The 13,695-nt window shown below is 68.3% G+C and carries 12 protein-coding genes and 1 pseudogene; 8 read left to right on the forward strand and 5 right to left on the reverse strand.

The features are described 5' to 3' along the window. Positions 1-43 precede the first annotated feature (43 nt). A complete protein-coding gene (gene upp / locus A5698_RS19470) occupies positions 44-667 on the reverse strand; it encodes a uracil phosphoribosyltransferase (RefSeq protein WP_068300180.1) in 624 nt (207 codons plus the stop codon). 49 nt (positions 668-716) lie between these two features. Here upp and A5698_RS19475 point away from each other — a divergent pair, with 49 nt between their 5' ends. The 3 genes from A5698_RS19475 to satS are packed head-to-tail and all read left to right on the forward strand — an operon-like array spanning position 717 to position 3,420. Continuing rightward, a complete protein-coding gene (locus A5698_RS19475; RefSeq protein ID WP_068300182.1) occupies positions 717-1,007 on the forward strand; it encodes a type VII secretion target in 291 nt (96 codons plus the stop codon). A 3-nt stretch (positions 1,008-1,010) separates the two neighbouring features. Then, complete coding sequence (locus A5698_RS19480) at positions 1,011-2,096, forward strand: C40 family peptidase (RefSeq protein ID WP_068300185.1); 1,086 nt, start codon at positions 1,011-1,013, stop codon at positions 2,094-2,096. Between the two features lie 49 nt (positions 2,097-2,145). Then, complete coding sequence (gene satS, locus A5698_RS19485; protein ID WP_068300188.1) at positions 2,146-3,420, forward strand: protein export chaperone SatS; 1,275 nt, start codon at positions 2,146-2,148, stop codon at positions 3,418-3,420. Position 3,421: 1 nt separating this feature from the next. On the opposite strand, the gene A5698_RS19490 is transcribed toward satS, so the two are convergent. From A5698_RS19490 to A5698_RS19500, 3 genes are read right to left on the reverse strand one after another with little or no spacing between them, the layout of a single operon-like run. After that, complete coding sequence (locus tag A5698_RS19490; RefSeq protein ID WP_068300190.1) at positions 3,422-4,510, reverse strand: adenosine deaminase; 1,089 nt, start codon at positions 4,508-4,510, stop codon at positions 3,422-3,424. A gap of 12 nt (positions 4,511-4,522) precedes the next feature. Next, on the reverse strand, positions 4,523-5,830 hold the full coding sequence (locus tag A5698_RS19495; RefSeq protein ID WP_068300192.1) for a thymidine phosphorylase: 1,308 nt from the start codon (positions 5,828-5,830) through the stop codon (positions 4,523-4,525). Next, positions 5,827-6,249 carry a cytidine deaminase gene (locus A5698_RS19500; RefSeq protein ID WP_068300193.1) on the reverse strand — a complete coding sequence of 141 codons (423 nt, stop codon included), beginning with the start codon at positions 6,247-6,249 and terminating at the stop codon, positions 5,827-5,829. The genes A5698_RS19495 and A5698_RS19500 overlap by 4 nt, the downstream gene beginning before the upstream one ends. Before the next feature lie 336 nt (positions 6,250-6,585). Here A5698_RS19500 and sdhC point away from each other — a divergent pair, with 336 nt between their 5' ends. The 4 genes from sdhC to A5698_RS19520 all read left to right on the forward strand — a co-directional run bounded on the left by sdhC (position 6,586) and on the right by A5698_RS19520 (position 10,012). Further along, entirely contained in the window at positions 6,586-6,924 is a 339-nt protein-coding gene (gene sdhC / locus A5698_RS19505) for a succinate dehydrogenase, cytochrome b556 subunit (protein WP_067091402.1), read from the forward strand. A gap of 68 nt (positions 6,925-6,992) precedes the next feature. Beyond that, positions 6,993-7,412 (forward strand): succinate dehydrogenase hydrophobic membrane anchor subunit, encoded by a 420-nt coding sequence (locus A5698_RS19510; RefSeq protein WP_067091544.1) that lies wholly within the window; start codon positions 6,993-6,995, stop codon positions 7,410-7,412. A 13-nt stretch (positions 7,413-7,425) separates the two neighbouring features. Next, on the forward strand, positions 7,426-9,180 hold the full coding sequence (gene sdhA / locus A5698_RS19515; protein ID WP_067091399.1) for a succinate dehydrogenase flavoprotein subunit: 1,755 nt from the start codon (positions 7,426-7,428) through the stop codon (positions 9,178-9,180). A 31-nt stretch (positions 9,181-9,211) separates the two neighbouring features. Further along, positions 9,212-10,012 (forward strand): succinate dehydrogenase iron-sulfur subunit, encoded by an 801-nt coding sequence (locus tag A5698_RS19520; protein WP_068300194.1) that lies wholly within the window; start codon positions 9,212-9,214, stop codon positions 10,010-10,012. Here the strand turns inward: A5698_RS19520 and A5698_RS19525 are convergent. After that, positions 10,009-13,221 carry an ATP-binding protein gene (locus A5698_RS19525; RefSeq protein WP_231967468.1) on the reverse strand — a complete coding sequence of 1,071 codons (3,213 nt, stop codon included), beginning with the start codon at positions 13,219-13,221 and terminating at the stop codon, positions 10,009-10,011. The two genes, A5698_RS19520 and A5698_RS19525, sit on opposite strands and share 4 nt — an antisense overlap. A gap of 47 nt (positions 13,222-13,268) precedes the next feature. Between A5698_RS19525 and A5698_RS19530 the strand changes: the two are divergent. Continuing rightward, positions 13,269-13,695: pseudogene (locus tag A5698_RS19530) on the forward strand (carboxymuconolactone decarboxylase family protein); the annotation flags it as partial.

A 13,695-nucleotide genomic window follows, 5' to 3' on the forward strand; every position in this document is an offset into this window, starting at 1 on the left:
CACGACGCGTTCAGGACGAGTTGCGGGAGGTCGCCGCGCGCCTTTAACGGGGACCGAACTGGCGGTCGCCGGCGTCGCCGAGGCCGGGCACGATGTAGGCGACCTCGTTGAGTCCCTCGTCGATGGTCGCGGTGACCAGCCGGATGTCCGGAGCCGCTTTCGCCAGTGCGGCAAGGCCTTCCGGGGCGACGACGACGCAGATCGCCGTGACGTCAACGGCGTTGCGGGAATACAGCAGCTCGACGGTGTGCACCATCGAACCGCCCGTCGCGAGCATCGGGTCGAGCACGATCACCGGCCGCGTGCTCAGGTCCTCGGGCAGCGACTCCAGATACGGCGTCGGCTGATGTGTCTCTTCGTCGCGCGCGACGCCGACGAAACCCACCCGCGCCTCGGGTATCAGCGCATGCGCCTGGTCGACCATGCCCAGGCCGGCACGCAGGACGGGCACGAGCAACGGCGGGTTGGCGAGCCGGCATCCGGTCGTCTCGGTGAGTGGGGTGCGCACCGAGACGGTTTCGACGGCGGCGTCCCGGGTGGCTTCGTACACCAGCATCAGCGTGAGATCGCGCAGCGCGGCCCGAAACGCGGCGTTGTTCGTGTTCTCGTCGCGCAAAGTGGTCAGTCGCGCGGCCGCCAGCGGGTGATCGACCACGCGCACATCCATGGGGCGACCATAGCGGGAACCGGGGCGCGTCGCGGTGCGTCCTATCCACATGCACGCCGACACCGACGCCGTCCGCACCCTGGCCGCGGCCACCGCCGCGCATGCCGACCGACTGGGCGCCATCGCCGCGAAACTGACCGCCGTTCCCGCAAACACGGCCGCGTTCGGTCCGGTCGGCGAACCGTTCCTCGCAGCGCTGGCCGGTGCCGTCGCCGAGCAGGCGCGCATCGTCGCCGCGCTGGGCGATGTCGCCTCGGCGACCGGTGACACCGCGTACCGCACGGCGCTCGCCTATGACGACGCGGACGACCGCGCGGGCGCACGGGTCCTCGGCCTGTAGCCGATGCCGAGTGCGTTGGTGGCCGGGCTGACGGCGCCGCTGCGGGAGCTCGAGTCGCTGGTCGGCTCCGGCTCGGGAGCCGAGCTGGCGGACGCCCTGCGCGACGTACGCGACGCGTTGCGCGAGTTGTCGGCGTCGACCGCCGACGCGTGGAGCCGCACGGCGCAGCGCTGGACGGGGTCGGGCGCCGACGCGGCGGCGGGCGTGTTCTCCGCGGCGGTCGCTCAGACCGACGAGCTCGCCGAGCGGACGGGGCGGCTCGGCGCGACGGCTGAGGCGGCGGGCGCGGCGGTGGCCCGTGCCCGTGAGCAACTGCGCGCGATCGTCGACGAGTTCGAGGTGCGGGCGGCCGCATTGGAGCCGTACCTGGACTCCCCGGGGGCCCCGCAGGAGCTGGTCGCCGAGGCGCGCCGATCGCTCGCCGAGGCAATGGCCGTCGTCGACGAACTCCGGGCCGAGCTGGACGGGCACGCCGCGGGCCTGCCGGCCCCGGCGTCGGCGCCCGCCTCGGGGCCGGCGCCCACCGCGCCCGCGGGTTTCAGCACCCCCGGATTCGGTGGCGGAAGCGTGCCCGCTGGCGGGCTGGGGTCCAGTGCGGGCGGGCTCGGTTCCGGTGCGGGTGGGTTCGGCTCGCTGGTGCGCGACATCGCCGACCTCTCCCGCCCGGAGCCGCCGGACGCCACCACATTCGGCGACGGTGTCGCGGTGCGGCTGCCGGACGGCAGCACGGCGACCGCACCGAACGCGGTGGCCGCGAGCGCCGTTCGATATGCGCTGACACAGCTGGGGGTGCCGTACGACTGGGGCGGCACCACGCCGGGCGTCGGCCTCGACTGCAGCGGCCTGACCCAGTGGGCGTATGCGGAGGCCGGGTTGACGCTTCCGCGGCTGGCCCAGGAGCAGGATGTCGGTGCGCCCGTCTCGCCGGCCGACCTGCGGCCCGGCGACCTCGCCATCTGGGACGGCCACGTCGCGATGGTCGTCGGGAACGGCCAGATGATCGAGGCCGGCGACCCGGTGAAGCTGTCGCCGATCCGGACCACCAACGCCGGGCAGGGCTTCCAGGGGTTCTGGCGTCCGACGGCGTGACAGCACTGTGCCAGCTTCGGCGTAGCTCCCGATCGTTAGGCTGTCCGCCATGGCTGCTGACATCGTGCCGATCCGGCTCGGCTTGACCAAGGGCGACCTGTACACGTTATGGGCTCCACGCTGGCGTGATGGCGGCGACGAGTGGGAGGCCTTCCTCGGCAAGGACGAGGACCTCTACGTGTTCGAGTCGGTCGCCGACCTGGTCGCGTTCGTCAGGACCAACAAGGACAACGACCTGACCGACCACCCCGCATGGACCAAGCTCACCGAGGCCAATGCGCACCGCCTGGACCCGGCCGAGGAGCACCAGTACGACGTCATCGGCGTGCCGGAGATCGTCGCGGAGAAGGTCAGCGAGGACGCGGTCCGCCAACTGCACCGCACGCTGGCGATCGTCTCCTCGCTCGGCTCGGTGTGCGAGCTGCCGGTCGTCACAAGGTTTTTCAATGGCAACCCGGTGCTGGGCACCCTCGGCGGCGGAATCGACTCGTTCTCCGGCCGCAGCGGACGCAAGCGGTGGGGCGAGATCGAGGCGGTCATCGCCCGCGCCTGGGACAACGTCGTCGACGCGCTCGACGAGCTGGTCACCACCCCGGACGTCGACGCCACCGCGTCGGAGAAGGCCGAAGCCGAGTTGGCCGAGCCGGCGCCCGAGCCCGAAGAGGACGAGGCGATCGACGAGGCCGCGGAGGCCGACACCCCCGATGACGACGAGGACGCCGAGGACGAGTCCGACGCCCTGACCGCGCAGGCGCAGAATCAGGTCCTCGGCGGCGACGAGGACTTCTGGCTCAAGGTCGGCATCGATCCGGTGCGGTTGATGACGAGCGCGGGCACGTACTACACGCTGCGGTGCTACCTCGACGACCAGCCGGTGTTCCTCGGGCGTAACGGCCGCATCAGCGTCTTCGGCTCGGAGCGGGCGCTGGCGCGCTATCTGGCCGACGAGCATGACCACGACCTGTCGGGCCTGGCCACCTACGACGACATCCGCACGGCCGCCACGGACGGCTCGCTGGAGGTCGAGGTCACCGAGGACAACGTCTACGTGCTCACCGGCATCGTCGACGACCTCGCCGACGGACCCGATGCGCTGGACCACGACCAGTTGGAACTCGCCGTCGAACTTCTTCGCGATGTCGGTGACTACGCGGAGGACACGACCGTCGACCAGGCCCTCGACCCGGATCAGCCGCTCGGCAGGCTGGTCGCGCACGTCCTGGAGCCTGACACCGTCCGCGCGCCCAGCCCGCCGTACGCCAAGGCCGTCGAGCAGTGGGAGGCGCTGGAGGCGTTCGTCGAGTCCCGGCTGCGCCAGGAATAACTCACCCGATCAGTACCGCGTAGCGCGGCTTGATGACGTCGTCGATGATCGACAGCCGCTCGTCGAACGAGATGAACGCCGACTTCATCGCATTGATCGTGAACCGCTGCAGGTCGCTCCAGCCGTACCCGAACGTCTCGACCAGTCGCAGCATCTCCTGAGTCATCGAGGTGTCGCTCATCAGCCGGTTGTCGGTGTTGACCGTGACGCGGAACCGCAACCGCGCCAGCAGATCGAACGGATGCTCGGCGATGCTGGCGACCGCGCCGGTCTGCACGTTGGACGACGGGCACAGCTCGAACGGGATGCGCTTGTCGCGCAGCAGCGCCGCGAGCCGACCCAGTTGCGCGGTGCCGTCGGGTGCGACGGTGATGTCGTCGACGATCCGCACGCCGTGGCCGAGCCGGTCGGCGCCGCAGAACGCGATCGCCTCGTGGATCGACGGCAGGCCGAACGCCTCGCCCGCGTGAATCGTGAAGCGCGCGTTGTTGCTTCGCATGTACTCGAACGCGTCGAGGTGGCGCGTCGGCGGATATCCGGCCTCGGCTCCGGCGATGTCGAACCCGACCACGCCCTTGTCGCGGAACCGGATCGCGAGCTCGGCGATCTCGCGTGAGCGCGCCGCGTGCCGCATGGCGGTCACCAGGCAGCGCACGGTGATGGTCCGCCCTTCCGCGGCGGCCGCCTTCTCACCGTCGGCGAACCCCGCCATCACCGCGTCGACGACGGCGTCCAGCGACAGGCCGCCGTCGATGTGCAGTTCGGGCGCGAAACGGATCTCGGCGTACACCACGTTGTCCGCCGCCAGGTCCTCGACGCACTCGTAGGCCACCCGATGCAGGGCCTCAGGTGTCTGCATCACGCCGACGGTGTGGGCGAACGGCTCCAGATAGCGCACCAGCGACCCGCTGTGCGCCGCGGTGCGGAAGAACGCCGTCAGCTCGTCGACCTCGGTTGCGGGCAGGCCGTCGTAACCGGTCGCTTCCGCGAGCTCGAGGACGGTCGCCGGGCGCAGCCCGCCGTCCAGGTGGTCGTGCAGCAGCGCCTTGGGCGCTTGCCTGATCGAGTCCAGCGTCAGCGGCGTCGTCATGTCGCTCTCCGGTCAGTCTCCGCTCGTGATTCGGTCGATGATCAACGGACGCGGCGGCGGTGCGGCATCGCCGACGGACCAGGCGCCGTCCAGTTCGGCGATCGCCCCCTCGAAGCGGTCGGGGGTCTCGGTGTACAGCGTGAACAGGGGCTCGCCTGCGCTCACCGGTTCGCCCACTTTTCGGTGGATGTGCAACCCGGCGCCCGGCTGCACACGCTCGCCGGGAGCGGAGCGTCCCGCTCCGAGCCGCCACACCGCCATACCCACCGCCATCGCGTCGATGCTCTCCATCCTGCCATCGCGCGGCGCGGTGACGGTCTCGGCGTGAGGGCCGACCGGCAGGTCCGCGGTCGGATCGCCGCCCTGCGCCGCGACGAGCTCGCGGAACCGATCCATCGCCGAGCCGTCCCGCAACGTCTGCGCCGGGTCCACGCCGTCGATACCCGCGGCGTCGAGCATCTCGGCGGCCAGCGTCAGCGTCAGCTCCACCACGTCGGCCGGGCCGCCCCCGGCGAGCACCTCGAGCGATTCGGCCACCTCGACGGCGTTGCCCGCTGCACGACCCAGCGGGGTGGACATGTCGGTCAACACCGCCCTGGTGGTCAGGCCGTGCGCCGTCCCCAGCTCGACCATCGTGCGGGCCAGTTCCCGCGACTCCTCCTCCGTCTTCAGGAACGCGCCCGACCCGACCTTGGTGTCGAGCACCAGCGCGCGGGCGCCCTCAGCGATCTTCTTGCTCATCACCGAGCTCGCGATCAGCGGCAGCGACTCGGTGGTCGCCGTGATGTCGCGCAGCGCGTAGATCTTCCGATCGGCGGGAGCCAGCTCCCCTGCGGCGAAGATAGCGGCGCCCAGATCGCAAAGCTGTTGGCGGATCTGATGTTTGGAGATCTCGGCGGTGAAACCGGGTATGGACTCGAGCTTGTCGAGGGTGCCTCCGGTGTGACCGAGTCCGCGCCCGGCCGCCTGCGGCACCGCACCGCCGCATGCCATCACCACGGGCACCAGCGGGATGGTGATCTTGTCGCCCACCCCGCCGGTGGAATGCTTGTCCACCAACGCCAGTGGCTTTCCATCGCGGCGAAGATCTGTAAAGTCCAGCCGCTCGCCGGAGTCCACCATCGCCGCCGTCCACCGGGCGATCTCGGCCGCAGTCATCCCGCGTAGGAAGATCGCCATCAACAGCGCCGACATCTGCTCGTCGGCCACCCGGCCGTGCGTGTAGGCGTCGATCACCCAGTCGATCGCCGCATCGGAGAGCTCCCCACCGTCGCGCTTCACCCTGATGACGGTGGGTGCGTCAAATGTGAACTGCGTCACGGAGTTTCCTCGCCCGGCAGCCGGTCGCGCCGGGCCAGGTCGGCCGGGCCGAAGGCGTCGGGCAAGAGCTCGGTCAGGGGGCGCGGACCGCGGGGATGGTCGATGAGCATCTGGAGTCCTCCATGTTCCAGCAGCACCTGCCGGCACCGGCCACACGGCATCAGCAGTTCCCCGGCGGCGTCGACGCACGACAGTGCGATCAGCCGGCCACCGCCGCTCGAATGCAGGTTGCAGACCACTGCGCACTCCGCACAGAGACCTAGGCCATATGAGACATTTTCCACATTGCAACCGGTCACCACCCGGCCATCGTCGACCAGCGCCGCCGCACCGACCGGGAAGCCCGAATACGGCGCATACGCGGCGGCCGTCACCTCAGTTGCCTTCTGCCGCAAGATATTCCAGTCGATATCCGACATCGCGCCACCCTCGCCATAGCGGTTCTGAATGCATTCCGATGTCCCCTGCGCGAAGCCCGGAAACGGAATAGGTAACCCTAACTTCGGCGTTTTTCAAGACATCAACCGCTAAACCGTAGTTCGTTTAGCAGTACGACTGGGATTAGGCTCGCCCCGAGGTTTGGGTGAAGTGCGCGAACCGGACCGAACGTCACCCGGTGCAGCTCCAGAGCCCAATCGTCCACCGAAGGCGTTGGAGGCCAGATGAGTACTCAGATTTCCGGGGGACCGCCCGGAGCCTCCGCGGCTCCGCGGTCGCGGCCGCGCAGGCGAACTTTTTACCGTGGCGATCCCGCCATGTGGTCCTGGGTGCTGCACCGCATCACCGGTGCGACGATCTTCTTCTTCCTGTTCGTTCACGTGCTCGACACCGCACTGGTGCGGGTCAGCCCGCAGGCCTACAACGAGGTCATCGAGACCTACAAGACTCCGCTGATCGGATTGATGGAGATCGGTTTGGTGGTCGCGGTGCTCTACCACGCCCTGAACGGCATCCGCGTGATCCTCATCGACTTCTGGCAGCACGGGGCGCGCTACCAGCGCGTGATGCTGTGGATCGTCGTCGGGATCTTCCTGGCGGTGTTCATCCCGTCGCTGGGCATCATCGGCATGCACATGGCGGAGCGGTTCCTGTGAGCGCGCCGGCCGGCGGGCCGCAGGGGGCCTGGACACCGCACCACCGCGAGGGCCGCATCGCTCCGGTGATGGAGAAGGAGCACGACAGGCCGGCCAGCCTGGACCACCCGCGTGCGCCGCGCCGGCCGCGCGGTATCCCCTACTTCGAGAAGTACGCCTGGCTGTTCATGCGGTTCTCGGGTGTGGCGCTGGTCTTCCTGGCGCTGGGCCACCTTTTCGTGATGCTGATGTGGCAGGACGGGGTCTACCGCATCGACTTCAACTATGTCGCGCAACGCTGGGCGTCACCGTTCTGGCAGATCTGGGACATGGCGCTGCTGTGGCTGGCCCAGCTGCACGGGGCCAACGGCCTGCGGACCATCATCGGCGACTACGCACGCAAGAACACCACGAAATTCTGGTTGAACTCGGTGCTGCTGTTGGCGACCGGATTCACCTTGGTGCTGGGCAGCTACGTGTTGGTCACCTTCGACGCGAACATTACGTAAGCGGGAGCTTTACATGATTCAGGAACATCGCTACGACGTCGTCATCGTCGGCGCGGGCGGCGCGGGTATGCGGGCGGCCGTCGAGGCGGGCCCGCGGGCCCGCACCGCCGTGCTGACGAAGGTGTATCCGACGCGCAGCCACACCGGCGCGGCGCAGGGCGGCATGTGTGCCGCACTGGCCAACGTCGAAGAGGACAACTGGGAGTGGCACACGTTCGACACCGTCAAGGGCGGCGACTACCTCGCCGACCAGGACGCCGTCGAGATCATGTGCAAGGAAGCCATCGACGCGGTGCTCGACCTCGAGAAGATGGGGATGCCGTTCAACCGCACCCCCGAGGGCCGCATCGATCAGCGCCGCTTCGGCGGGCACACCCGCGACCACGGTAAGGCCCCGGTGCGCCGGGCCTGTTACGCCGCCGACCGCACCGGCCACATGATCCTGCAGACGCTGTATCAAAACTGCGTCAAGCACGACGTCGAGTTTTTCAATGAGTTCTACGCGCTCGACATCGCGATCACCGAGACGCAGTCCGGCCCCGTCGCCACCGGCGTCATCGCCTACGAGCTGGCCACCGGCGACATCCACGTCTTCCACGCCAAGGCCGTCGTCTTCGCCACCGGCGGATCGGGCCGGATGTACAAGACCACCTCCAACGCCCACACTCTGACCGGCGACGGACTCGGCATCGTGTTCCGCAAGGGACTTCCGTTGGAGGACATGGAGTTCCACCAGTTCCATCCGACCGGACTGGCCGGCCTTGGCATCCTGATCTCCGAGGCGGTGCGCGGCGAGGGCGGGCGGCTGCTCAACGGTGAGGGTGAGCGCTTCATGGAGCGCTACGCGCCGACGATCGTCGACCTCGCGCCGCGCGACATCGTCGCCCGTTCGATGGTGCTCGAGGTGCTCGAGGGCCGCGGCGCGGGCCCGAACAAGGACTACGTCTACATCGACGTGCGCCACCTGGGCGAGGACGTGCTCGAGGCCAAGCTGCCCGACATCACCGAGTTCGCCCGCACCTACCTCGGTGTCGACCCGGTCAAGGAGCTGGTGCCGGTCTACCCGACGTGTCACTACGTGATGGGTGGCATCCCGACCACGGTCAACGGTCAGGTGCTGCGCGACAACACGACGGTCATCCCGGGTCTGTACGCGGCGGGTGAGTGTGCGTGCGTGTCCGTGCACGGCGCCAACCGCCTGGGCACCAACTCGCTGTTGGACATCAACGTGTTCGGCCGCCGCGCGGGCATCGCCGCCGCCAATTACGCGCTGGGCCACGACTTCGTCTCTCTTCCGGAGAACCCGGCGGGCATGGTGGTCCAGTGGGTCGGCGACATCCTCTCCGAGCACGGCAACGAGCGCGTCGCCGACATCCGCGGCGCCCTGCAGCAGTCGATGGACAACAACGCTGCGGTGTTCCGCACCGAGGAGACGCTCAAGCAGGCGCTCACCGACATCCACGCCCTCAAGGAGCGGTACTCGCGAATCACGGTGCACGACAAGGGCAAGCGCTACAACAGCGATCTGCTCGAGGCGATCGAGCTGGGCTTCCTGCTCGAGCTCGCCGAGGTCACCGTCGTCGGTGCGCTGAACCGCAAGGAGTCTCGCGGCGGGCACGCCAGGGAGGACTACCCGAACCGCGACGACACCAACTACATGCGCCACACCATGGCCTACAAGGAGGGCGCGGACCTTCTGTCCGACATCCGGCTGGACTACAAGCCCGTGGTCCAGACACGTTATGAGCCGATGGAACGGAAGTACTGATGACTCCCGACGAGCACTTGTGCGAGGAGAAATGAGCCTAGCGCCTGACGTAAAAGGTCCGGCTACCAAGGATCCCGAACTGCCGCCCGTGCCCGAGGGCGCGGTGATGGTGACGCTGAAGATCGCCCGGTTCAATCCGGAGAACCCCGATGCGTACGCGGATTCGGGTGGCTGGCAGAGCTTCCGCGTTCCCTGCCTGCCCACTGACCGGCTGCTCAATCTGCTGCACTACGTGAAGTGGTATCTGGACGGCACTCTCACGTTCCGGCGGTCGTGCGCACACGGTGTGTGCGGTTCGGATGCGATGCGCATCAACGGCGTCAACCGGCTGGCGTGCAAGGTGCTGATGCGCGACATGCTGCCGAAGAACCCCAGCAAGCAGCTGACCATCACCATCGAGCCGATCCGCGGTCTGCCCGTGGAGAAGGACCTCGTGGTCGACATGGAGCCGTTCTTCGACGCCTACCGGGCCATCAAGCCGTACCTGGTCACCAGCGGCAATCCCCCTACGCGCGAACGCATTCAGAGCCAGACCGACCGGGCCCGTTACGACGACACCACGAAGTGCATTCTGTGTGCGTGCTGCACGACGAGCTGCCCGATCTACTGGAGCGAGGGGTCGTACTTCGGCCCCGCCGCCATCGTCAACGCGCACCGGTTCATCTTCGACAGCCGCGACGAGGCCGCCGCCGAACGGCTCGACATCCTCAACGAGGTCGACGGGGTGTGGCGCTGCCGCACGACGTTCAACTGCACGGAGTCCTGCCCGCGCGGCATCCAGGTCACGCAGGCGATCCAGGAGGTCAAGCGCGCGCTGATGTTTGCGCGCTAGGAACGACGCATCGCGTCGGCGAGCTGAATGTGTCCGGCGAAGTTCAGGGACACGGCCAGCGCACGATAGCGTTCGACGAGGTCGCGAAAGCCGCTGTCGTCGCCCCGCGCTCGGGCCAGCCGGGCACGCATGCGCAGCAGCTGGATCTCGTTGATCACGACGCCGGGTTCGGAGGGCATATCCGCGATCCGGTCGATGTGCTCGGCCGCCTCCCGGATGTCATCGGTGTCGCCTCGCCGAAGCAGCGACTCCACCAGAACAGCGGTGGCTTCCACGCGCAGAACCCTCTCCTCGCCTCGCGCAAGCGTGTCGAGGAGCGATCTCAAGTCCTCGATCGCGCCGTCGAGGTCGCCTGAAACAGCGGTGATCTCGGCAATCCGGATTCTCGGGATGACCGCGGGCGCGAAAATCGAGCTGCGTTCGTACAAGTCGCGCGACTCCTGGAGTACCTCGAATCCACGTCGCCGCTCGGCTTCCGTCGCCTGCGAGGTGAGAACCAGACCCAGGGCCGAACAAGCGGTGGCCAGCGCGAGGTCGTCGCCGATCTCCCGTCCCTTCCGAACAGCCTCCTCCGTGTCTGCGACGGCGCGATCGTCCGGAACGATGGCCTTTGTGTGGATGCCGAACGAGTAGCCGATGCCGATGATGAAGACCAAAGTCGCGCCCACCGGGTGAAACTCGCGCTCCAGCGCGGCACTGCGGCGTGCACTCTGCAGCCAGTCGGGCTCGCCGAGGACGCATTTGGCGACCGATCCCCAGATCAACGCCGTCGCCAGAGCCGTGCCGATCTGCTCGTTGCTCATGTCGGCGCCGGTGTAACCCTCGAGCAGTCCGGCCGCCCAATCCGCGATGTGACGCGCCTCCCGCGCCTCCCCCGCGAGAACCTTCGCCATCGCTCCCGCATGGATGTAGGTGAGCGCCCTCACCGCACCGTCGCATCCCTGGAGCAATTCGAATTGCTCGGACGCCAGCGTGGATGCTTCCCGGTGGCGATGCTGAAAACTCAGCAACGCGATCTGGCCGTACATTCCGATCGCGAGCGACAGGTCGTCACCGGAACCCTCACATAGTTCCCTGAGATCTTCGAATCCCGTGTCGGCCAGGCCCCCGCCGACCCGCCATGTCGACATGCACAGCATCGTCTTCGGCACGATGCGCAGGGCCGTGCGGTTCGGGTCCTCGAGGGGGAGCGCGTCGGCGGCTTGCGCGGCGCGCTCCCAACCCGCCCGCGCGCCTCGGACATCACGCTGCATCGACCAGGTGGCTGCCCGCAGATGCCAGTTGTAGGCAGCCGTCAGATCACCGGCCGCTTCCAGGTGTTCGGCGATCAACGCCGCGTTCTCACCCGCGGAGCCACGCTCTTCGATGGCGGCCGCCAGGCGCCGATGCAGTTCGGCGCGTTCGGATCTCAGCTGTGATTCGAGCGCCACCGTGCGGATCAGTGGATTGCGGAACACGAATTCGGGCCGACGCCCGAACCTGATCTGCTCGATGAGCTGCGCCTCGAGCAGATCCTGCACCGCGGGCTCGACCCCGAGCGCACTCACGAGATCCAATCCAAATTCCGCGCCGACGACGGCGCCGGCGCTGAGAGTGCGCTTGGCCTTCGGGTCCAGGCGGTCGATGCGCGCCGCGATCGTCGTCTGCAGGGTCGCGGGCACGCTCACATCGACGTCGTCCGCCGCGTTGCGATACCGTCCGGGCTCGCCGTCGAGCACACCGCGCTCGGCGAGCTCGCGCACCATCTCCTCGGCGAACAGCGGATTGCCCGCCGCCCGTTCGCAAATCGTCTCCCGCAGCTCTCCGACCGAATCGGTGGCTCCGAGCAGGCCGTCGACTATCGCGCGCACATCCGAGTTTCGAAGTGGCGCCAGCGTAAAGGTGTGCCCGCCTCGCACCCTGGTCAAAATCCCTTGGTACTCCGGTCGATACGTGATCACCGTCAGCAGGTGTGTCTGAGGGACCACCGTCAGGAAGTCCGCCAGCATCGACTCACTGACCTCATCCATCCAATGCACGTCCTCGATGACGTACACCGCGGGTATCTTGCGCGCCAGGCAGTAAGTGTTGACCATCGCGGTCAGCCGCCGCCGCCTGGCCTCCGGGGTGATGGTCGCCGACGCGGCATGCGGCTCGCCGATGCCCAGCAGATCCTCGAACAGCAACACGTCCTCGGCGTCGACATCGGTGAGGGCTGCGCGGAGCCGGGCACGCGCGGAGGCGGCGTCGAGGCGCTCCACGCCGGTACCCGCCCGCAGAAACGCGGCCAGCGCATGGAACGGGACCTGTTTGGTGTGCGACTCGCAGTACGAGCGGACCACTGAGATGCCCCGCCGATCGGCCAGCGCCGCGACCTCGCGCGCGAGCCGGCTCTTGCCGATACCCGGCGGACCGACCAAACCAACCACGGCACCGTGGCCGTCGATCGCACCCTCGAGCAGCCCCTCGGCCGCGGCCAGCTCCCACCGCCGGCCGACCAACGGCGATTCGTCGCGCCGATCGGGGCGGTGCACCCTGCTGATGCTGATCAGCCGGCGGGCCGCAACCGGTTCGTCGGCGCCCTTGATCCGTACCCGCTCGGGCTCACCGAGAACAGCCACGCCGTCCACCAGCCGCGCCGTCGACTCGCTGAGCATCACCGCGCCGGGCGCGGCGACCGCCTCCATGCGTTGTGCGATGCCTACCTGCTCGCCGATCGCGGTGTAACCGAATGCACCCGAACCCATGTCGCCGGTGATGACCCGGCCGGAGTTCAGCCCGACCCGCACCCGGAGCTCGATACCGTCACGTCGCGCGACCTCGGCCGCGAGGCGTTCGGTCTCCTCCTGCAGCCCCAGGGCCGCCAGGCAAGCGCTCGCGGCATGATCCTCCAACGCCACCGGCGCACCGAACACCGCCATCAACCCGTCGCCGGTGAACTTGTCCACCGTGCCGTCGTAACGCCGGATGACTGCGGCGCAGCGCTCGACGAGGTCGGTGATGATCTCACGCAACCGTTCTGCGCCGAGCGCCGACGCGATGTCCATGGACCGCACCACGTCGGCGAACAACACCGTCACGTGCTTGTACTCGGCGGATCGGGCGGAATGCACGACCGCGGCGCCACACTCACTGCAGAATTTCGCGGTCGCTGCCAGCGGCGCCTCGCAGCCGGCGCAACGAAGGTCCGCGGCGGTCGCTGTACCGCCCGGACCCCGTCCTGCGTCCACCTGAACATCGTGTCACCAGCACGGACGTCGTGTCGCACATTCGGCTGTCACACATCCGCCGGCCGTTTCGTCTAATGGGTATGACCGAAAACGCAAAGAAAACCCGCATCGAACCCCTCCCCCCGCAGCGCGCGACGCTGCTGACCAGGCTCCTGTACCGGGTCGCCAAACGCCGGTTCGGCGAGGTTCCCGAACCCTTCGCCGTGGCGGCGCACCACCCGCGGCTGATGCTCGCCAACGTCGTGCACGAAGGCATGCTGCAGTCCGGGTCGAAGACGCTGCCCAAGAGCGTCCGCGAGCTCGCGGTCTTCTGGACCGCCCGCACGGTCGGATGCTCGTGGTGCGTCGACTTCGGTGCGATGCTGCAGCGCCTCGACGGCCTGGACGTCGACCGGCTCAAGCACATCGACGACTACGCGACCTCGCCGCTGTTCTCCGACGACGAGCGCGCCGCGATCGCCTACGCCGACGCGA

It is taken from the genome of Mycobacterium sp. E136 (genome assembly GCF_001666865.1).
Lineage (GTDB): Bacteria > Actinomycetota > Actinomycetes > Mycobacteriales > Mycobacteriaceae > Mycobacterium.